Source organism: Mycobacterium sp. NGS54 (assembly GCF_059812465.1).
Map to the genome: position 1 here is coordinate 625,927 of NZ_JCALCS010000004.1, position 17,959 is coordinate 643,885.

Sequence of the window (17,959 nt, forward strand, 5' to 3'; positions counted from 1 at the left end):
CTCAAAGGTCATTGCCGGCGTAGGACTGATTGAAGCTTTTGTTGACCAGCGGGAAGTCGGGAACGATGGTGTCGGCCATCGCGACGGGCAACGCGGGCCAGTTGAACCAGGACGGGTCGACGATTTTCGCGCGGGTGATCCGATCGGCGGCGTCGGTTTCGACTCGGTGCACGATGGTGCCGCGCCAGCCCTCGACGATGCCGACGCCGCTGCGGGCCCCGCGGGACGCGGCCGGTGTCTCAGCGTATTTCATTGGGCCGCTGTGTGACTCGATCAGATGGCAGGCCAGCTCGGTGGACGCCGCGAATTCGTCGCGCCGCACCGCGTAGCGGGCCAGCACGTCACCCGTGGCGGCGCCGATCTCGATAACGGGCAGTGCGGTGCTGGGGTGTTCGATTCGCGCGTCGGTGCGCATGCCGCTGGCCCGCGCCACATAGCCCAGGCACCCGAGGGCCTCGGCGTCTTCCTTGTCCAGGACTGCCGTCCCGGCGAACCGGTCGTACACCCCGGAGTTGCGCAGGGTCAGCTCCGCGATCTCGGCGACGTCGGCGGCAATCCGGCGCAGCGCGGCGACGTCCGGCAGCGCCCGCAGCGCGACCGTGCCGGGGCGGACGGCGCCGCGCAGCAGCCGATGTCCGGTGACCGTCGCGTTGAGTCGCAACAGTTCTTCGCGGACGCGTTGCGCGTGCGCGTGGGCGAGGCCGAACCCGACGTCGTTGGCCAGCGCGCCGAGGTCGGTGACGTGGTTGTAGAGCCGTTCGAGCTCGACCAGCAGCGCCCGCAGCCGGTGCGCCTCGTCGGGAAGCTCCATCCCGAGCGCGTCCTCGACGGCGAGGCAGTGGGCGAGCGCGTGCGCGACGGAGGTGTCGCCGCTGACGCGCTCGGCCAGCTCGACCGCGCCGCCGGTCGGTCGGCCCTCGAACAGCTTTTCCAGGCCCCGGTGGACGAACCACAGTCGCGCCTTGAGCCGCAACACGGTCTCGCCGGCGACCGAGAAGCGGAAGTGGCCGGGTTCGATCAACCCCGCGTGCACCGGACCCACCGGGATCTCGTACACCCCCGGCCCCTCGACGGTGACAAACGGGAAATGGCCGCTGCCATCGAAGTCGGCCGCGGCCGACGCGCCGCTGCGCATCGGATACCACTCCTCGGGCCAGTGGGCGTGCCGCACCAACCGGCGCGGCTTGGGATGCCCGACGGGCCGGATTCCGTACAGGTCCGCAATTTCGCGCTCGAAGCGGCCGGCCACAAACGACAGGTACGCCAAGGACCGGATCTCCGGATTATCCCTCGACACAACGCATTCCAATTCGACGCGGCGATCGGGCCAGCCGGCCAGGAAGAGGTAAACCACACGGAAGGCGCCGCCGTCGTCGTGGGCGGCCATCAGGCCCAAGCGAAAGCCCTTGTCCAGCAGTAATTCCGCCGTTTCCGCCAGGCTGTCCTGCGATAGCCTGTGGCGCACCCAGTCGCGTCTCATCGCGGCGCCCCGACGTCGCCGGCGGCGGTGGTGAACAGGCCGGTGAGCGGACCCGCGGTGACACCGAGCACCACTGATGCGGCCACGCCGATCAGCAGGGCCGCCGCCACGGTTCTCGGCACCGCGATCTCCGGGGTGTCAGCTGGGCTGTCCCCCAGCAGGATTCGGCCGAAGTTGCGCGCCAGCGCCCCGAAGGCGATCGCGACCAGCAGCAGGCCCGCTCCGATGGCCCACGTGAGCCTGGCATCGGCGAGCGAGCGGACGATGGCCAGCTCGCTGGCGAACATCGCGAACGGCGGCAGCCCGAGCAGCACGATCACACCGACGGCCAGCGACACACCGAGGAGGCGGGAGCGCCGCAGCACCGCGCTGATGTCGGCGATCTTGGTGGAGCTGTGCGCGGCCTGCAGCTGACCGCTCGCCAGGAACAGAACCGTCTTGCCGATTCCATGGGCGAGGACGTGCAGCAGCAGCGCGGCGATGGCCAGCGTGGTTCCCGCGGCCGCGGCGATCGCGATCAGGCCCATGTTCTCCATCGAGGAGTAGGCGAGCATGCGCTTGAGGTCGGGGGTCACCGTCAGCATCAGGGCCGCCACCACCAGCGTGGCCAGCCCGATCACCAACAGCCAGGACCGCATGAAGGTGGGACCCGTGGCCGCGTCGATGACCGGCTTGAGTCGGATCAGCACCGAGAAGGCCACCGACAGCAGCACCCCGCTCATCAGCGCGGAGACCGGTGCCGGTGCCTGGCTGTGCGCGTCGGCCAACCAGGTGTGGAACGGAAACAGCCCGACCTTGGCGCCGTAGCCGATGAGCAGCAACCCGCCCGCCAGCCGGGCGATGTCGGGATTCAGCCCGCCGGCGTGTGCCGCCAGCACGTCGAGGTTCAGCGCGGCGGCGGCCGGCGCGCCGGCGTGCTCGGCCGCGTAGTACAGCAACACCGTGCCCAGGAAGGCGATCGCGATGCCGACCGAGCAGATCACCACGTACTTCCACGTCGCCTCGAGCGCGCCGCGGGTACGGCGGTGCCCGACCAGAAAGGCGGTGATCACGGTGGTGGCTTCGACGGCGATCCAGATGACCCCGATGTTGTTGGCGCACACCGCGACAACCATCGCGGCCAGGAAGGCCGCCGTTAGCGCGCCGTAGATTCGGGCGCCGCGCGGGTCGGTATGGCCGTGCGCGAGCTCGGTGTCGATGTAACCGACGCTGGCCCAGGTGGCCAGTGCCGCAACGACTCCGATGACGATCAGCATGGTGACGGTGAGCGCGTCGACGCGCAGCAGGCCGCCCAGCGCGAGCCGCGTCCCCGATCCGACCCGAAACCCGAGCGCCGCGCCACACCCGAGCACCGCCACCGCCGACAAGACGATCAGCGTTGCCGTCGACCGGCGCCATCCGGCGAAAAGTGTGGCGAGCGACGCGACGACCGGGGCGAGGATCGCGGTGAGCAGCAGGGCGGTCATCAGTCGTGCAGCTCCTGCAGCCGGTCCAGGTCGGCGCCGCCGAAGGTGCGAGACAGCCGACCGGTCAGGACGCCGATCACGATGACCGCGAACAGCACGTCCAGCGAGGCGCCGAGCTCGACGATCATCGGCACCCCGGCCGTTAGCAGGAACGCGGTCGCGGCGATTCCGTTGTCCAGCATGAGGAATCCGGCCGCCTGCGACACCGCGTGGCGCCGGGTGACCATGACCAGCAGCGCGATGAGGACGACGGCGGTGGCGGCCGGGACGGCGGTGGTGGTGGCCGCCGGCTGCAAGTTCACCAGTGGCCGGGTGGCGGCGAACGCGGCCAGCGTCAGCGCGGCGGTTATCAGCAGTGACGTGGCGGTGTTGACCAGCGGGGTGGCTTCGCGGTGCGCCTGCGGTCCGGACCCCACCGCGCGCGCCAGCAGCCGCGGCAGGACAACGGCCCGCAGCACCAGCACGGCGACGCCGACCCCGATGAGCGCGCGGTCGCCGTCGTACATCCCGCGCAGCACGGGAATGGCGGCCAACGCGACGCCCTGGATCGCCAGCAGCCGGACGATGGCGACCAGGTCGCGGCGCCACACGATCAGCACCGCGCCCAGCAGCAGCCCGCCGGCGGCGAGATCGACGAGAACCGTAAAGGTGTGGTACGTCATGCCGGCACCGCGAAAAAGTTGGCGGCGACCACCGCGAGCAACGCCAGCAGGAAGGATCCGGAAAGCAGCTCGGGGACCCGGAACAGCCGCAGCTTCGCGACGAAGACCTCGACGGTGGCCAGCAGTCCAGCCAGCACCGCGACCTTGGCGGCGATCGCCACCAGACCGGCGAGTACGCCAAGCGCGCTTGGCTGGGCGCCGGCGATACCCCAGGGCCCGAACAGGTTTGCCAGCAGCGCCAACAGCACGGTGAGCCGCATCCCGGCCGCCCACTCGACGAGCGCGAGCCGCGGGCCGGCGTACTCGAGGACCATCGCCTCGTGGACCATCGTCAGCTCCAGGTGGGTGGCCGGGTTGTCCACCGGCAGCCGCCCGGTCTCGGCGACGATGACGATCACCAGCGCGGCGAACGCCAGCACCGCGGCCAGCGACACCACCTGCCCGGGGTGGGCGATCGTATGTTCCACCAGCGCACCGAGATTCGCCGATCCTGTCGGCATGGACAAAGCGAAGACCGCCAGCAGGATGGTGGGTTCGACCAGCGCGGCGATGGTGATCTCGCGGCTGGCGCCCATGCCGCCGAACGAAGTCCCGGTGTCGATGCCGGCCAGGGTCAGCGCCACGGTGCCCACGAAGAGCAGGCCGACGACGGCGAACAGGTCGGCGCTGGCGTCCAGCGGCGACCCGGTGGCGACCAGCGGCGCGATCGCGGCGATCAGCAGGGTCGATCCGGCGACGATCGCGGGCGCGGCCGCGAACACCGCCGTCGTCCCGCGCGGCGTGATCTGTTGCTTGCCAAGCTGTTTGACGATGTCGCGCCAGGGCTGCAGGAGGCCGCCACCGACGCGGCCCTCCCAGCGCGCGCGCACCTGACGGGTGAGGCCGACCACCAGCGGCGCCCCCAACATCACGCCGCCGATCTGCACGGCGCCCGCGACGTAGGACCAGGCGTTCATCGGGCGACCACCAGCACAGTCAGGACGCCGATCGCGCCGTAAGCCAAGTACAGGTGCACGCTGCCGGTGTGGGCGCGCCGCACCGCCCCGGCCGCCACCGAAATCGCCTGGACCACCGGAGTATAGAAGCGTTCCTCGATCGCGTCGCCGATGCTGCTGCGGTAGGTGATCTTGTCGGCCAAGTACCGCGACCCCGCGTTGGGCACGACCTCGATGTTGGTGTCGGGCCGCAAGATGTCGTCGAAGACGCGCTGCAGTGGCTCGGCGAACGACGTGGCGGTGTACTGCATGCGTGCCGTGAGATCCTCGGCGCCGCAGGCCCATAGCGGCAAGGTGGCTGATGCCGGACGGCTTGTCCGGCGCCACTGCGCCAGCACGGCGGCGGCCAGCGCGGCCACCACGACGCCGGCCGCGATCACGCCGGGCGCGATCGACCCCTGCACGCCCGGCAGTCGCACGAAGGCGCCGAAGTCGGTGAATTGCACCACCCGGGCCGCGGGCAACGTGGCGACCGTCCGACGCAGCGCGGGTGCGACGACCGAGGGCGCCACGGCCAGCACCACACAGGCGACCGCCGCGATCGCCATGCCGGCCAGCATGCTGCCCGGCGCCTCGCGCGCGTCGGCGGCCGCTGCGGAGCGCGGCCGGGCCAAAAATCCGATCCCGAAGGCCTTGACCATCGCCGCCACGCCCAGGCCCGTGGTGAGCGCGACGGCGCCGACCGCCAGCGGCGTGGTCAGCGCGAGCACCGCGACGTGTTGGGAAGCCGTGTGGATCAGCGACTGCACCAGCAACCACTCGCTGACGAAGCCGGCGCCCAGCGGCAGCCCGCACGCACCCAACGCCGCCACCCCGAACAGGGTGGTGGTCGCCGGCATCCGCCGGGCCAGGCCGCCGAGCCGGTCGAGGTCGCGCAGCCCCGTCGCGGCCAGCACCGAACCGGCGGCCAGGAACCCGAGGCTCTTGAAGGCCGCGTGCGCGATCAGGTGCAGCATGGCCGCGACCGCGGCGATCGTCGCCGGCCCGTGCGCCCCGGCGGCCGCGAACAGGGTCGCCGCCCCCAGCGCCAGCGCGATCAACCCGAGGTTCTCGGTGGTCGAATAGGCAAGCAGCCGCTTGAGATCCGTGGCCACCGAGGCCTGCACCACGCCGTAGAGCGCCGACACGCCGCCGACGACCATCAGGGTGAGGCCCCACCAGCGTGGGCCGGGGCCGAGCAGCTGCATGTCGATGCGGCAGATGCCGTAGACGCCGAGGTTCACCATCGCCGCGCTCATCAGCGCCGACACCGGGCTGGGCGCCTCGGGGTGGGCCCGCGGCAGCCAGGCGTGCAACGGCACCAGCCCCGCCTTCGACCCGAACCCCGCCACCGTCAGCAAGAACACCGCGGTGCGCGCACCCTGCGGGATGCCGTGCAGGTCGGCGAACCGGTCGGCGCCGCCGGCCGCCGACAACACCATCAGGCCGACCAGGATCGCGACGAACCCCAACTGGGTCATCACCGCGTACACCAATGCCGCGGAACGAACCTGGGGGCGGGTGTGTTCGGCGAGCACCAACACCAACGACGCGAGCGCCATCAGCTCCCACGCCAGCAGGAAGGTGGTGACCGACGCCGCCGAGGGCACCAGCAGCATCGCCGCGACAAACAACGGCAGCGCCGCCAACGCGGCCCCGCCGAGATGCTCGCGCCGCGCGTAGCCGACGGCGTACGGCCCGACGACGACGGCGACCGCGCCCACGAGCGCCATGAAGAAGCCGCCGAGCGGGTCCAGGCCCAGCTGCACCCCCGACAGCGGCAGCAACCAGCCGATGCGCACGTCGCGCACCGGATCGAACATCCCGACGATGCCCGCCCATACCCCGGCGGCACCGAGCAGCGACGTCAGCGCGCCCGTGACCGCGGGTCCGAAGTCCTTGCGGACCAACAGGTTTGGCGCGGGCGCCGCACGCGCCACCAGTTCCGTGGTCACCTGCCGGTCACCGACCTGAGCGCCTCGATGATCTGGCTCGGCGTCGGCGGGCACCCCGGGATCTCGACGTCGACGGGCACCACCTCACGGACCGCGCCGAGCACGCCGTACGCGTCGGCGAAAACCCCGCCGTTCAGGGCGCAGTCGCCGCAGGCGATCACCCGCCGCGGCAACGGGGTGGCTTCGACCGTCGCGGCCAACGGGCCGGCCATGTTATGTGTCACGACGCCGGTCATCAGCAGCGCGTCCGCGTGGCGGGGGGAGGCCACCAGCCGGGCGCCGAAGCGCTCGGCGTCGTACACCGGTCCGAACGCCCCCGCGATCTCCACCTCGCACCCGTTGCAGGAACCGGCGTCGACGTGGCGGATCTGAAGCGAACCACGCACCCCGGCAACCGGTTTCCCCGCCGGCGGCGGTGCGGATGTAGCGGGTTCGGCGATCCGGCCGACCCGGAACGCTTTGCGGATCCAGCCCATGCGTTACCCCACGCCGCCGGCGCGCAGGTCTTCCAGCACCGCCACGCGGTCGCTGAGGACCCCGGTGAGAACCTTGCGCGCAACCAACAGCAGTTCGGCGATGTCGGGCGAGGCGATCGAATAGATCATCGTGTTGCCGTCCCGGTGCGCGTCAACCACGCCCGCGCGCCGCAAAACACCCAGCTGCTGCGACAGGTTCGACGATTCGACCCCGACCTCGGGCAGCAGTTCGGCGACCGACTTGTCCCCGGTGACGAGGAGCTCGAGGACCCTGATCCGCGCCGGGTGCCCCAACGTCTTGAAGAACTCGGCCTTGACCTTGTACAGCGGCACCGACACGGGCAGGTCTCCTGAAGACTCCACGTTTCCTACATTCGAACAATTGAAGAATTTATCAAATAGTGTTGCGTTCCGCGCGCCGGGGTCCGGCCTTCGGCTTCGCGGCCGCCGCCGGTATCGCAAAAGCCGGTTGCCGCGCAACCCGACACGCCGCCCGCTCCGTGTTCCACGTGAGACTCATATCCGCGTCATACCCTGCCGATGTGCCCAGCGAGGAGGCCGGCCAGGGATCCCGCTTGCCGCCGGTGTCCCGGCGCGCGGTACTCGGCGGCCTCAGCCTGCTGCCGCTGGCCGCCGCCACGCGGGGCGCCCTGCCCGCCGCGTCGGCCGACCCGGGCTATCGGTTCCTGACGCAGCATCAGGCCGCGGTGCTCGACGCCGCGACCCGCCGCCTGATCCCCGGGCCGCAGGACTGCCCGACCGAGTTCGGTCCGGGGGCGCACGAGGCGAACGTGATCAACTACCTCGACCGGATGCTGTCGGTGTTCGACGTCACGCCCGCCGACGTCCACACCGGCGGCCCGTGGAGCAACCGCGCCGGCGGCTCGCAGGACTACATGGCCACCTTCGTCCCGCTCAACCGCGCCCAGGCGTACGCGTGGCAACAGCGCCTGACGCAGCTGCGCAACCAATACACCAGTGGCATCGCTCTGCTCGACCAGCAGGCCGGCGGCGACTTCACCGCGATCCCGGGGGTGAAGCAGGACCTCATCCTGGCGCACGGTCCGGCGGCGACCTTCGCCGGCGTGCTGTTCGGCCACACCATCGAGGCGATGTACAGCGTCCCCGAGTACGGCGGCAACGCGAACCTGGTCGGCTGGAAGGACATCAAGTACCCCGGGGACTCCCAGCCGCGCGGATACACCCCCGCCGAGGTGGAAGCGATCCAGTGGGACGTGGTGGTCCTCAGCGACATCATCAACCGGCTCCGCCGCGGGGGCTGGGAACAGGTCATCGCCAAATTGGGCGGAAGGGGCGGCGTGAGTGCCTAAGGCGGTCATCGTCGGCTCCGGCGCCGGCGGGTCGACGGTGGCGATGGAGCTTGCCGAAAACGGCTGGGACGTCGTTATCTTCGAGAAGGGATCGAACTACTTCACCAACCTCGAGGGCACCGGACCACTCGGCACGACATTCGCCAACGACGAACTCAAGTCGCTGTACCGCTACTTCGAGCAGCCCGACCCGCTTGCCTACCCGCGCACTTATCGGCACAACGCCACCCAGGCCGCCGGTTACGTCGGCCCGGTCAACGAACTCCCGGTGACCGTCGGCGGCGGAACCGTGCACTGGGACGCGAAGGTCCCACGGTTCTGGGACATCGACTTCAAGGGGCTGTCGATGCTCGGTCCGCAGCCCGGCGCGGACGTGCAGGACTGGCCGTTCGAATACAGCGAGATCGCACCGTATTACGACATGATCGAGGTGCTGCTCGGGACGCAGGGCGACGTCGCGACGATTCCCGCCCTCTCGCGCAAGCATGCGCCGCGCTCGCGGCAGTACCCGATGCCGCCCGGGCCGCAGCAGCGCTCGTCGACGCTGATCGCCAAGGGGGCCAAGCGAATAGGTCTGCATCCGTATCCGTTTCCGACCGCGATCAATTCGGTCGAATACGACGGCCGTCCGGCGTGCAACAACTGCGGGTTCTGCAGCAACTACGGTTGCCCGATCTCGGCCCGGGTGGGTGCGCTTGCGCCGCTGCGCCTGGCGCTGCGGACCGGACGGGCGCAGTTGCGTCCCGAAACCACGGTCACCAAGGTCAATTTCGCCGGCCGGCGGGCCACCGGGGTCTCCTATCTCGACCCGGTGGGCAATCCCGGCGGGGAGAGCGCCGACCTGGTGGTGCTGGCCGCCTCGGCGATCGAGACCGCGCGCCTGGCGCTGCTGTCCGGCCTGCCCGACGCCAGCGGACGGATTGGCGCGCGGCTGATGTTTCACAACTTCGTCGACGGGTTCGGCATCTACCTCGACCAGCGGGTGCACGCCTACCGCGGCCGCTCGATCACGCAGTGCATGGAGGATTTCTGCGACCCCAACTTCCCCGGCGCTCGGCTCGCGGCAAAGCTGGCGGGACTGCCCTACATCCGTGGCGGCCTGTGCGAGCTGGGCGGCAGCCAGGACCCGATCACGGAGGGCAAGTTCTACCAGGAGATCCTCGGATTCCTGCCCGGGGTGCAGCTGTTCGGCAGCCCGTTCAAGGACCTGATGCGCGCCTCGCTGCTGCGCGATCGGCTCGCCGGCGTGAACTTCATCGGCACAGACCTGCCGTACCTGACCAACAACGTCACGCTCGACCCGACGGTCACGGACCTCAACGGCCAGCCGGTAGCCCGCGTGACCTGGGCGCCCGGCCGGCACGAGGCCGTCGCCCAGACGTTCTACCTGGTGCCCATCACCGCGATGATGGCGGCCGCCGGCGCGCAGCTGTTCGCCGCCGTCCCGGACGGCCTGGAGCGAAAGCTCGGGGGCGGCACCCCGCCGAACACCAAGCACGTGATGGGCGGGATGCAGATGGGCGTGTCCCCGGCGACGAGCGTCGTCGACCCGAACGGGCGAATGCATCAGCTGGACAACGTCTTTGTCGCCGACGGCAGCGTGTTCGTCACCTCGGGCTGCCAGAACCCGACCAACACGCTGATGGCGGTGGCGCTGCGCACCGCGCGCGGGATCACCGGCCGGCGGTGACCGTCAGGAAGGACTCCACGGCCTCGCGGAACACCTCCGGGGCTTCGTCGTGGATCAGGTGACCGGCCTGGGGGACGTGTAGATACGCTGTCGGGGAAGATGTTTCGGCCATCGTCCGCATCTGGCCCGGCGGAGTCACCGAGTTGCCGGCCTCGATCAGCAGCGCCGGCGCCCGCACGGCCGCCCACTGCGCCCAGTAGTCCCGGGTGCCCCATTCGGCCGCGATCTCGATCCAGCGCGGGGTGTGCCCGTGCAGCCGCCAGCCGCGTTCGGTGCGGTCGAACGCGTCCAGGAAATACTGTCCGGCGACTGGCCCGAACTCATCGAACACTTGCTCGGCAGAGTCGAATTCGACCGGAAGGGCATGCAGCCAGGGCTCCCACGGCCCGGTGGTGCGGCCCCGGAAGTCCGGCGCCATGTCCTCGATCACCAGCGCCGAAACCAGATCCGGGCGCTCGGCGGCGAGGCACCATGCGTGCAGGCCCCCCATCGAGTGCCCCACCAGCCGGGCCGCAGTCCCCAGGACGCCGACCGCGTCGGCCAAATCTGCGACGAAGCGTTCGGTGCTGATCGGGTGTGGGTCGTCGATGTCACGGCCCCGATGCCACGGGGCGTCGTAGGTGTAGACGGTGCCCAACCGGGCCAGCCACGGCAGCTGGCGCGACCAGGTGGTGCCCCGGCCCATCAGGCCGTGCACCAGCACCAATGGCTCGCCCTGGCCGCCGCGGCAGGTCAACAGGTCGGTGGACATATCACCATCTTGCGTGGCCTGCCCGGGAGCCGGGCAAGCCGGGCGGCGCGGTAGCCTAGCGGGATGCCGCAAGTGGTGAAGATCAATGCAATCGAGGTCCCCGCAGACGCCGGTCCCGAGCTGGAGAAGCGGTTCGCCCACCGCGCACACGCGGTGGATAACCAGCCCGGTTTCCTCGGCTTCCAGTTGCTGCGCCCGATCAAGGGCGAAAACCGCTACTTCGTGGTGACGCATTGGGAGTCCGAAGACGCCTTTCAGGCCTGGGCGAAGGGACCCGCCATCGAAGCCCATGCGGGCGAGCGGGCCAACCCGGTGGCGACCGGGGCATCGTTGTTGGAATTCGAGGTCGTGATGGACGTTGCCGGCAGCAAGCAGGGTAGTTAGCGAGCGCTCGGCTCGGCGCCGCGTCGCGGCGTTGGGCGCCGCGGCGGCGCTGGTGGTGACCCTTGCGCCGGGTTGCGCCCCCGCTCCCTCCCCGCAGGCGAACGCGGCGAACCCGGGCCGGCAGATCGACACCCGGACGCCGCCGGGCGTCCGCGCGCAGCAGACCTTGGACATGCTGAACTCGGACTGGCCGATCGGCCCGGTCGGGGTCGGCACCCTGGCCGCGCCCGACAAGGTCGAATCCGTCGAAACCACCATGGAGGGGCTCTGGTGGGATCGCCCCTTCACCCTCGACCGCGTCGACCTCAGCGCCAGCGTGGCCACGCTGCACCTGGTCACCTCGTATGGCGCGCGACAAGACATCCGGCTGCACACCGACGACGAGGGCCGGGTCGACCGGTTCGACGTCGACACGCAGCCGCCGAAGATCAGCTCCTGGCGCGACGTCGACGCGGTGCTGAGCAAGACCGGCGCCCGCTACTCCTACCAGGCCGCCAAGGTCGACGACGGTCATTGCGACCCGGTAGCGGGCACCAACACCGGCGAATCACTTCCGCTGGCATCGATTTTCAAGCTGTACGTGCTGCACGCGGTCGCCGGCGCCGTCCGGGACGGCACGGTGTCCTGGGATGATCAGCTCACCGTCACCGACAAGGGCCGGGCGGTCGGCTCGTCGGGCCTGGAACTGCCTGTGGGAGCGCACGTTTCGGTTCGTACGGCCGCCGAGAAGATGATCGCCACCAGCGACAACATGGCTACCGACCTGCTGATCGGAAGGTTGGGTACGCACGCCATCGAGGAGGCCCTCGCGACGGCGGGCCATCACGATCCGGCCAGCATGACGCCGTTCCCGACCATGTATGAGCTGTTCTCCGTCGGCTGGGGCAAACCGGACCTGCGCGATCAGTGGAAGCAAGGGTCCCGGCAGGTCCGCGCCCAGTTGCTGGCGCAGGCGGATTCGACTCCCTACCAACCGGATCCGGCCCACGCCCACACCCCCGCCTCGGCCTACGGCGCGGAGTGGTACGGCAGCGCCGAGGATATCTGCCGGGTGCACGCGGCGCTGCAGGCCGACGCGGTAGGTCCGGCCGCGCCGGTCAGGCAGATTCTTTCGGCGGTGGCCGGCATCCAGCTGGACCGCAACATCTGGCCGTACATCGGCGCGAAAGCCGGTGGGCTGCCGGGTGATTTGACGTTCAGCTGGTACGCCGTCGACAAGAACCAGCAGCCGTGGGTGGTCAGCTTTCAGCTCAACTGGCCCCGCGATCACGGCCCCAGGGTGACCGGTTGGATGCTGCAGGTCGCCCGGCAGGCCTTCGCGCTGATCGGCCCCAAGTAGCCGGGTGACCGCCCGCGAATCGCTGCTGGATACCTTTCCGGGGCGCCTGTTCGTCGAGGACATGCGGCGCTTCGGCGGCCTCGCCGTACCCGAGAGGCTGATCGGGGCCGCGGCCTGGGCCATCTCCGGCTATCTCTACTCGGATCGTTGGCACGACGTGGCGGACTTCGATGTGGATGATCCGGAGCTGCGCAAGTACGACAGCTGGGGCCGCGCAGCGCTGTCGGCGCTACCCTCGTTCGGGTCGCCGCAGATCCACCAGGGGGATTTGGGCGAGCTGCACGCGCCGAGCGTCCACAATCGAAACCCGTTCAGCGCGTTGCCCACCGGCGCGTTCTGGACCTCGACGCCGATCACGGAGGACGAGGACTCGTGGACCCTGTGCGGCGAGAACCTGCGACGCGAAATGCCGCGCTGGGAAGTGCATTTCAATGTCGCCCGGGTTCGCGTCGCGCAGATCGATTCGGCCCGCGACTGGGCCGACCTGATCGACGCGAACGCCGCCACGGCGGACGGCTGTAGGTACCCGGACTGGCCGGCGATCGCGCAGCGCTGGGATGCGGTGCACCTGTCGCCGGCGGGATTGCTGCTGGCGCATCCCAAGATCTCGACGACTCGGTTTAGCTCCTACGCCGGCGTCGGGGAGTGGTCCACGGTCTCCACGGCGTGGCTGCGCGAGCCGCCGGGCGCGGAGATCAGGCCGGCGCCAGGCCCCGATCCGGAGAGCCGCTAGGGACTCACAAACGCAGCGTCCAGCGGCCGGCGCGAAAGTGCATGACGACGCGACCGACCGGTGCGATGTCGATGCGCCAGAACGACTTCGGCGGCATGTCGAGGGCCTCCAGGATGGCCGCCCGGATCACCGCCGGATGCGTCACCGCCACCGCCGGCGTCGCTTCGCCGGTCAGCCCGTCTAGCCAGCCTGCGACACGCCCCATCAGGTCGACGATCGACTCGCCGCCGTGCGGTGCCCGCGCCGGATCGGTGAGCCACGTCTCGAGGTCCGCGGGGCCGACGGCCCGCAGGGTCTGCCCGCACCACCCGTCGCAATCGAGATCGGCCAGCCGCGGCTCGACCGTGGCGTGCAGGCCGAGCAGCTGCGCGGTTTGGCGGGCGCGCCGCTCGGGTCCCGTGAGCTGGCGCGTGGTCCCATCTACCTCAAGGCGCCCAGCCTTTTTCGCCTGCCGAAGGCCGATGCCATTGAGCGGCTCGTCCGCGGGGAAGCGTCCATCCGCCATGGCATCGGTCATCGCGTGCGACACCAGGGTCAGGCGAACGACATCGGTCACGCGGGTACTCGCTCCTCCAGTAACCGGCCCGCCAGTATCGCGAAGACCACACCGATCGCCGCCCACAACACCAGCTGCGCGCCAAGTGAGAGCAGTCTGAATTCGTAGAGCACGTCGGCCGGAAAGCCGGGATAGATGATCGCGCCCGAGGCGTCGCGCAACGGCGGCGGAGTCTCATCGACGACAGGTAGCGGCACGGCCACCACGGCGATCGCGAGCACGTAGGCCGCCGCCGCGGACACACCGGCGCTCCACGCCCCGAGCCGGGCCGCGAGCCGTCGGGAAAGCCACACGGCGGCGATCGCCAGCGCCACCGAGCCCAGCACCATCACCAGGTACCAGCCGGTGCGCGCCCCGATCGTGTCCGCCTGGCCCACCGCGGGCGGATTCGGCGGGTACTTGAGGAACGGCACCAGGTAAACCGCGACGAACGCTCCCGCCGCTAGGAGCGCCGAAAGTGGACGCACCCCAATGGTTCTCGCCCGCGCCGAGACAACGCAGAACAGTACGGAAAACAGCGCTCCCATCGCGACGCCGAAAATCAGCACGCCGAAACCCAATCCGGCGTTGGACTGCACGCCGCGACTGAACAACTCGGCGCCGTGCTCATGCACGCCATGAGCGTTGAGGGCGTCGCTTCGCCCGTCCTCAAAAGCGATCGCGCGCGCGATAACCGGCTCCGCGCACACGCGGGCGAACAGGAACGCGAGCACCGCGCCGACGGCCCCCGCCAGGAGACCGCGTGCGATCAGCCGCTTCTCCACGCTGCGGGGTCAGTGGCAGGGGAAGCCGAGCAGATGGCGTGCGTCGTGGACGAACTCGTGCACGTGGGAGTCGCTGCCGAACAGCGACAGCGCGCCCTGATCGACCCCGACGAAGTACAGGGCCAACAGCGCCAGGAACGCGGTCGCCGCCAACCAGAGCGCGGCGCTGGCCGCCGACAGATCGACCGACCGGGTACGGGCGCCGGCCTTCTCGAGATTTGCCACGGGTACTCCTTCCGGGGATTACGCGTCCCCGCTGCGGATGACGGGCTACGGGTCTGACTTTCGACAGTGGCGCGACCGTTCTGGAATTTCACCAGATTCCGTGGTCCGTCAGGACAGCTGTCAGTCTAGACCGCGCGTCAATGTTGGGGCGCCGCGGCGCCGTAGCCGAGCTGGCCGGCGGTGTACTTGGCGCCCTCGGTGACCGGGACCGCCTGGACCGCCGTGCCGTAGGCGCAGATCTCGGTCCACACGTCGCCGATCTCGGTGGTGTCGAAGCGCATTGCGACGATCGCGTTGCCGCCGCGGTTTCGCGCCTCGGCGATCAGCCGTCCCATCGCCTCGTTGCGGCTGTCGGACAGGTTCTTGGTCATCCCCTGCAGCTCGCCGCCGAACATCGCCTTGAAGCCGGCGCCCATCTGGGAGAACGCATTTCGCGAGCGGACGGTCAGCCCGAACACTTCGCCGCACACGCGCTGGATCTCCCAGCCCGGCAGGTCATTAGTCGTCACGATCAGCACAGGCGGGCCCCTTACATGCGAGACAGGCGGTTAATCCCGTCAGAGATTAACCGCCTGTTCGCTGCGATCGCTACTGCGTTTCGGGTGCGCTGTGCGCTCCGGCCTTGGCCAGATCAGGCTCGACCGGCGGCTTGCGGGTTCCGGTAAACGTGAACACCGCCTCCTCGCCGGCGCCTTCCCCGTCCCAATTGTCCACGTCGACGGTGACGAGCTGCCCGGGGCCGACCTCCTCGAAAAGGATCTTCTCGGAGAGCTGGTCCTCGATCTCGCGCTGGATGGTGCGCCGCAACGGACGGGCGCCCAGCACCGGGTCGAAGCCACGCTTGGCCAGCAGAGCCTTGGCCTTGTCGGTCAGCTCCATCGACATGTCTTTGGCCTTGAGCTGCTTGCCGACCCGTTCGATCATCAAGTCGACCATCTGGATGATCTCGTCGCGCGTCAGCTGGTGGAAGACGATGATGTCGTCGATGCGGTTGAGGAACTCAGGGCGGAAGTGCTTCTTCAGCTCGTCGTTGACCTTCTGCTTCATCCGCTCGTAGTTGTTGTCGCCGCCGCCCTGGGTGAAGCCCAGGCCCACCGGCTTGGAGATGTCGGAGGTGCCGAGGTTGGACGTGAAGATCAGCACGGTGTTCTTGAAGTCCACCGTGCGCCCCTGGCCGTCGGTGAGCCGGCCGTCCTCGAGGACCTGCAACAGGCTGTTGTAGATCTCCTGGTGCGCCTTTTCGATCTCGTCGAACAGCACCACGGAGAACGGCTTGCGGCGCACCTTCTCGGTGAGCTGGCCGCCCTCCTCGTAGCCGACGTATCCCGGCGGGGCACCGAACAGCCGCGACGCGGTGAAGCGGTCGTGGAACTCGCCCATGTCGATCTGGATGAGCGCGTCGTCGTCGCCGAACAGGAAGTTGGCCAGCGCCTTGGACAGCTCGGTCTTACCGACACCGGATGGGCCGGCGAAGATGAACGAGCCCGAGGGCCGCTTGGGGTCCTTCAGCCCGGCGCGGGTGCGGCGGATCGCCTTGGAGACGGCCTTGACGGCATCGACCTGGCCGATGATCCGCTTGTGCAGCTCGTCCTCCATGCGCAGCAGCCGGGTGGTTTCGGCCTCGGTGAGCTTGAACACCGGGATGCCGGTCCAGTTTCCCAGCACCTCGGCGATCTCGTTGTCGTCCACCTCGGCGACAACATCCATGTCGCCTGAGCGCCACTGCTTTTCGCGCTCGGCCCGCTGGGCGACCAGTTGCTTCTCCCGGTCCCGCAGGCTTGCGGCCTTCTCGAAGTCCTGGGCGTCGATCGCCGATTCCTTCTCGCGGCGGGCGTCGGCAATTTTCTCGTCGAACTCGCGCAGGTCTGGCGGCGCGGTCATCCGGCGGATCCGCATCCGGGCGCCGGCCTCGTCGATCAGGTCGATGGCCTTGTCCGGCAGGAATCGATCGTTGATGTAGCGGTCGGCCAGGGTGGCCGCGGCCACGATCGCAGAGTCGCTGATCGACACCCGGTGGTGGGCCTCGTACCGGTCCCGCAATCCCTTGAGGATCTCGATGGTGTGGGCCACCGTCGGCTCACCCACCTGCACGGGCTGGAAGCGGCGCTCCAGGGCGGCGTCCTTCTCGATGTACTTGCGGTACTCGTCGAGCGTGGTAGCGCCGATGGTCTGCAGCTCGCCGCGGGCCAGCTTGGGCTTGAGGATGCTCGCCGCGTCGATCGCGCCCTCGGCGGCGCCGGCACCGACCAGCGTGTGCAGCTCGTCGATGAACAGGATGATGTCGCCGCGGGTGTTGATCTCCTTGAGCACCTTCTTCAGCCGCTCCTCGAAGTCACCGCGGTACCTCGAGCCCGCCACCAGCGAACCCAGGTCGAGCGTGTAGAGCTGCTTGTCCTTCAGCGTCTCTGGCACCTGCCCGTGCACGATGGCCTGCGCCAGGCCCTCGACGACGGCCGTCTTGCCGACGCCGGGCTCGCCGATCAGCACCGGGTTGTTCTTGGTGCGCCGGCTCAGCACCTGCATCACCCGCTCGATTTCCTTCTCGCGGCCGATGACCGGGTCCAGCTTGCCTTCCATCGCGGCGGCCGTCAGGTTGCGGCCGAACTGGTCGAGCACCAGCGAGGTGGACGGGCTGCCGGACTCGCCGCCGCGGCCGCCGGTGCCGGCCTCCGCGGCTTCCTTGCCCTGGTAACCGCTCAGCAGCTGGATCACCTGCTGGCGCACCCGGGTCAGCTCGGCGCCCAGCTTGACCAGCACCTGGGCGGCCACGCCCTCACCCTCGCGGATGAGGCCGAGCAGGATGTGCTCGGTGCCGATGTAGTTGTGGCCCAGCTGCAGCGCCTCGCGCAGGCTCAGCTCCAAAACCTTCTTGGCGCGCGGGGTGAACGGGATGTGCCCCGACGGCGCCTGCTGGCCCTGGCCGATGATCTCCTCGACCTGGCTGCGAACGCCCTCGAGCGAGATGCCCAGCGACTCCAGCGACTTCGCCGCGACGCCCTCGCCCTCGTGAATCAAACCCAACAAGATGTGCTCGGTGCCGATGTAGTTGTGGTTGAGCATCCGGGCCTCTTCTTGCGCCAGGACGACGACCCTGCGGGCACGGTCGGTAAATCTTTCGAACATCGGTGCTTACCTGCTCTCCCTCGCCATCGGTACAGACCTCTTGATGGCCA

At 69.5% G+C, this 17,959-nt stretch carries 18 protein-coding genes; 5 read left to right on the forward strand and 13 right to left on the reverse strand.

What is annotated here, in order from left to right:
- Position 1 precedes the first annotated feature (1 nt).
- Genes AC5Y5E_RS15560 through AC5Y5E_RS15590 form a run of 7 tightly spaced genes read right to left on the reverse strand, consistent with a single transcriptional unit; the run spans position 2 to position 7,352 of the window.
- Positions 2-1,480, reverse strand: a complete 1,479-nt coding sequence (locus tag AC5Y5E_RS15560; RefSeq protein WP_499903847.1) for a hydrogenase large subunit — start codon at positions 1,478-1,480, stop codon at positions 2-4.
- Complete coding sequence (locus AC5Y5E_RS15565) at positions 1,477-2,946, reverse strand: proton-conducting transporter transmembrane domain-containing protein (RefSeq protein WP_499903848.1); 1,470 nt, start codon at positions 2,944-2,946, stop codon at positions 1,477-1,479. The genes AC5Y5E_RS15560 and AC5Y5E_RS15565 overlap by 4 nt, the downstream gene beginning before the upstream one ends.
- Positions 2,946-3,608 carry a hypothetical protein gene (locus AC5Y5E_RS15570; protein ID WP_499881566.1) on the reverse strand — a complete coding sequence of 221 codons (663 nt, stop codon included), beginning with the start codon at positions 3,606-3,608 and terminating at the stop codon, positions 2,946-2,948. Before AC5Y5E_RS15570 ends, AC5Y5E_RS15565 begins: the two co-directional genes overlap by 1 nt.
- On the reverse strand, positions 3,605-4,564 hold the full coding sequence (locus AC5Y5E_RS15575) for a respiratory chain complex I subunit 1 family protein (RefSeq protein WP_499903849.1): 960 nt from the start codon (positions 4,562-4,564) through the stop codon (positions 3,605-3,607). Before AC5Y5E_RS15575 ends, AC5Y5E_RS15570 begins: the two co-directional genes overlap by 4 nt.
- Positions 4,561-6,492 carry a proton-conducting transporter transmembrane domain-containing protein gene (locus tag AC5Y5E_RS15580; RefSeq protein ID WP_499903948.1) on the reverse strand — a complete coding sequence of 644 codons (1,932 nt, stop codon included), beginning with the start codon at positions 6,490-6,492 and terminating at the stop codon, positions 4,561-4,563. Before AC5Y5E_RS15580 ends, AC5Y5E_RS15575 begins: the two co-directional genes overlap by 4 nt.
- Positions 6,493-6,533: 41 nt before the next feature.
- Positions 6,534-7,013, reverse strand: coding sequence for an NADH-quinone oxidoreductase subunit B family protein (locus AC5Y5E_RS15585; protein WP_499903850.1), 480 nt, complete (start codon positions 7,011-7,013; stop codon positions 6,534-6,536).
- Positions 7,014-7,016: 3 nt separating this feature from the next.
- Positions 7,017-7,352, reverse strand: a complete 336-nt coding sequence (locus AC5Y5E_RS15590; protein ID WP_499903949.1) for a lsr2/espR transcriptional regulator — start codon at positions 7,350-7,352, stop codon at positions 7,017-7,019.
- Positions 7,353-7,555: 203 nt separating this feature from the next.
- Between AC5Y5E_RS15590 and AC5Y5E_RS15595 the strand changes: the two genes are divergently transcribed.
- Together AC5Y5E_RS15595 and AC5Y5E_RS15600 are read left to right on the forward strand one after the other, a co-directional pair.
- Positions 7,556-8,344 carry a gluconate 2-dehydrogenase subunit 3 family protein gene (locus AC5Y5E_RS15595; RefSeq protein WP_499903851.1) on the forward strand — a complete coding sequence of 263 codons (789 nt, stop codon included), beginning with the start codon at positions 7,556-7,558 and terminating at the stop codon, positions 8,342-8,344.
- Positions 8,337-10,034 carry a GMC oxidoreductase gene (locus tag AC5Y5E_RS15600; RefSeq protein WP_499903852.1) on the forward strand — a complete coding sequence of 566 codons (1,698 nt, stop codon included), beginning with the start codon at positions 8,337-8,339 and terminating at the stop codon, positions 10,032-10,034. Before AC5Y5E_RS15595 ends, AC5Y5E_RS15600 begins: the two co-directional genes overlap by 8 nt.
- Here the strand turns inward: AC5Y5E_RS15600 and AC5Y5E_RS15605 are convergent.
- Positions 10,018-10,785, reverse strand: a complete 768-nt coding sequence (locus AC5Y5E_RS15605; protein WP_499903853.1) for an alpha/beta fold hydrolase — start codon at positions 10,783-10,785, stop codon at positions 10,018-10,020. The genes AC5Y5E_RS15600 and AC5Y5E_RS15605 overlap by 17 nt on opposite strands.
- Before the next feature lie 63 nt (positions 10,786-10,848).
- Here AC5Y5E_RS15605 and mhuD point away from each other — a divergent pair, with 63 nt between their 5' ends.
- Genes mhuD through AC5Y5E_RS15620 form a run of 3 tightly spaced genes read left to right on the forward strand, consistent with a single transcriptional unit; the run spans position 10,849 to position 13,241 of the window.
- Positions 10,849-11,169, forward strand: coding sequence for a mycobilin-forming heme oxygenase MhuD (gene mhuD / locus AC5Y5E_RS15610; RefSeq protein ID WP_067011383.1), 321 nt, complete (start codon positions 10,849-10,851; stop codon positions 11,167-11,169).
- On the forward strand, positions 11,144-12,508 hold the full coding sequence (locus AC5Y5E_RS15615) for a serine hydrolase (RefSeq protein ID WP_499903854.1): 1,365 nt from the start codon (positions 11,144-11,146) through the stop codon (positions 12,506-12,508). The genes mhuD and AC5Y5E_RS15615 overlap by 26 nt, the downstream gene beginning before the upstream one ends.
- A 4-nt stretch (positions 12,509-12,512) precedes the next feature.
- Complete coding sequence (locus AC5Y5E_RS15620) at positions 12,513-13,241, forward strand: hypothetical protein (protein ID WP_499903855.1); 729 nt, start codon at positions 12,513-12,515, stop codon at positions 13,239-13,241.
- Between the two features lie 4 nt (positions 13,242-13,245).
- On the opposite strand, the gene AC5Y5E_RS15625 is transcribed toward AC5Y5E_RS15620, so the two are convergent.
- The 5 genes from AC5Y5E_RS15625 to clpC1 form a co-directional block, all read right to left on the reverse strand.
- A complete protein-coding gene (locus AC5Y5E_RS15625; protein ID WP_499903856.1) occupies positions 13,246-13,797 on the reverse strand; it encodes a histidine phosphatase family protein in 552 nt (183 codons plus the stop codon).
- Entirely contained in the window at positions 13,794-14,561 is a 768-nt protein-coding gene (locus AC5Y5E_RS15630; protein WP_499903857.1) for a CbtA family protein, read from the reverse strand. The genes AC5Y5E_RS15625 and AC5Y5E_RS15630 overlap by 4 nt, the downstream gene beginning before the upstream one ends.
- Positions 14,562-14,570: 9 nt before the next feature.
- A complete protein-coding gene (locus tag AC5Y5E_RS15635; RefSeq protein WP_499903858.1) occupies positions 14,571-14,786 on the reverse strand; it encodes a CbtB domain-containing protein in 216 nt (71 codons plus the stop codon).
- 137 nt (positions 14,787-14,923) lie between these two features.
- Positions 14,924-15,304, reverse strand: a complete 381-nt coding sequence (locus tag AC5Y5E_RS15640; protein WP_068131246.1) for a YbjQ family protein — start codon at positions 15,302-15,304, stop codon at positions 14,924-14,926.
- 70 nt (positions 15,305-15,374) lie between these two features.
- A complete protein-coding gene (gene clpC1 / locus AC5Y5E_RS15645) occupies positions 15,375-17,909 on the reverse strand; it encodes an ATP-dependent protease ATP-binding subunit ClpC (RefSeq protein ID WP_499881554.1) in 2,535 nt (844 codons plus the stop codon).
- Between the last annotated feature and the right edge of the window lie 50 nt (positions 17,910-17,959).

Coding starts and splice junctions, on each gene's coding strand:
- AC5Y5E_RS15560 (WP_499903847.1), bottom strand. CDS start 1,480: ATGAGACGCGACTGGGTGCGCCACAGGCTATCGCAGGACAGCCTGGCG.
- AC5Y5E_RS15565 (WP_499903848.1), bottom strand. CDS start 2,946: ATGACCGCCCTGCTGCTCACCGCGATCCTCGCCCCGGTCGTCGCGTCG.
- AC5Y5E_RS15570 (WP_499881566.1), bottom strand. CDS start 3,608: ATGACGTACCACACCTTTACGGTTCTCGTCGATCTCGCCGCCGGCGGG.
- AC5Y5E_RS15575 (WP_499903849.1), bottom strand. CDS start 4,564: ATGAACGCCTGGTCCTACGTCGCGGGCGCCGTGCAGATCGGCGGCGTG.
- AC5Y5E_RS15585 (WP_499903850.1), bottom strand. CDS start 7,013: ATGGGCTGGATCCGCAAAGCGTTCCGGGTCGGCCGGATCGCCGAACCC.
- AC5Y5E_RS15605 (WP_499903853.1), bottom strand. CDS start 10,785: ATGTCCACCGACCTGTTGACCTGCCGCGGCGGCCAGGGCGAGCCATTG.
- mhuD (WP_067011383.1), top strand. CDS start 10,849: ATGCCGCAAGTGGTGAAGATCAATGCAATCGAGGTCCCCGCAGACGCC.
- clpC1 (WP_499881554.1), bottom strand. CDS start 17,909: ATGTTCGAAAGATTTACCGACCGTGCCCGCAGGGTCGTCGTCCTGGCG.